2 protein-coding genes and 1 pseudogene are annotated in these 1,274 nt (G+C 59.9%); 2 read left to right on the top strand and 1 reads right to left on the bottom strand.

The features are described from left to right. Both U1872_RS22400 and U1872_RS22405 read left to right on the top strand, forming a co-directional pair. On the top strand, window positions 1–242 hold a 242-nt coding region (locus tag U1872_RS22400; RefSeq protein WP_332795071.1), incomplete at its 5' end, for a hypothetical protein. Continuing rightward, window positions 200–763, top strand: a complete 564-nt coding sequence (locus tag U1872_RS22405) for an IS110 family RNA-guided transposase (protein ID WP_332795070.1) — start codon at window positions 200–202, stop codon at window positions 761–763. The genes U1872_RS22400 and U1872_RS22405, both read left to right, overlap by 43 nt. 377 nt (window positions 764–1,140) lie before the next feature. Here the strand turns inward: U1872_RS22405 and U1872_RS22410 are convergent. After that, window positions 1,141–1,274 (bottom strand): annotated as a pseudogene (locus U1872_RS22410) (integrase); the annotation flags it as partial.

Raw genomic sequence — 1,274 nt, forward strand, 5'->3', positions numbered from 1 at the left:
GCATACAGGCCTTACAGAAGACCGCGCTCGATCACTCGCACATTGGTGTAAAAACCCTCTTGCATCACGGGCGGCAACCACAGAAGACCGCGCTCGATCACTCGCACATTGGTGTAAAAACCCTCTTGCATCACGGGCGGCAACCACAGAAGCCGCTACAATTAACGCCCTGCGTGGTCTCGCGGAGTTCGGGCTGGTCGTGGCTCAGGGCCCCGCCCATCTCAAGGCCGTCGCTGGCATGATAGATGACAAAGCGATCGATCTCCCTGACGCTGTGCGCGATGTAGTTCGCCTCTACCTGGACCAGATTGCTCTGCTCACGCACAAGATCGAGGAGCTGCATTCAAAGCTAGTTGCCTCGACGAAGGTGGACGACGCAATGCGTCGGCTTTGCACCGTGCCCGGCGTCGGTCCGGTGACCGCGGGCGCGATAATGGCATTTGCGCCTGATCTGCGCACCTTTGCCAGTGGACGAAACTTTGCCGCCTGGCTGGACCTGGTCCCCCGGCAGCGGTCAACTGGGGGCAAGACCCGTTTGGGTTCAGTCAGCAAAATGGGTCAGGCTGATATTCGCAAGCTGCTAATCGTCGGCGCCATGAGCCGGATACGCTGGATCGTGCGAAAAGGCGTGCTGCCCGACAACTGGTTAGGGCATGTGCTCGGTCGTAAGCCCCGTATGGTGGCGGCCGTCGCCCTGGCCAATAAGATGGCGCGCACGATCTGGGCGATGATGACGCGGCAAGAGAATTACCGGATGGCGTGAACGCATCGGCTTCAACCGAAGCGATACGGTAAGCGCCTGGGGGCTTTGAGCCCTCGCGAGGAGATCGACTGACGATTATGCGGCAAGGACTTCAATGTTCAGGACGTGGAAACCAGTCCCGGGGCTCGAGCAAGAAAGCTCGCTGAACCGATGTGGACCACATTCTTCGAACTGCATACCGGCCCGTGGCAACCTTCAGGCCACGCAAGAGGCCTGACACACGAGCGATAGAAGCGCTGCGCTGCAGGACGTCAGAAAATCACCTTGCATAACCGGGGGCATCCACACACGCCCCGGGTTTGTCGGAGGCACAAACTTCTGAGAAGGCGGAGCCATGGCGAGTAAGACTACGAACAAGTTTGCGATCGAGGTGTTACTTAGCTTCTGATCCGTGACAAAACCCGCGCAGCGACGTTGCTGCGGGCAGCAAGTTTCCGCCCGTAGCGCAGCGCGGTCGACGGTGATGACCAGCGCAACGCTTGGGCGATCCCGACACCGTCCTCGCCAGCCG

The sequence above is a fragment of the Parasphingomonas frigoris genome (genome assembly GCF_036663815.1).
GTDB lineage: Bacteria > Pseudomonadota > Alphaproteobacteria > Sphingomonadales > Sphingomonadaceae > Sphingomonas.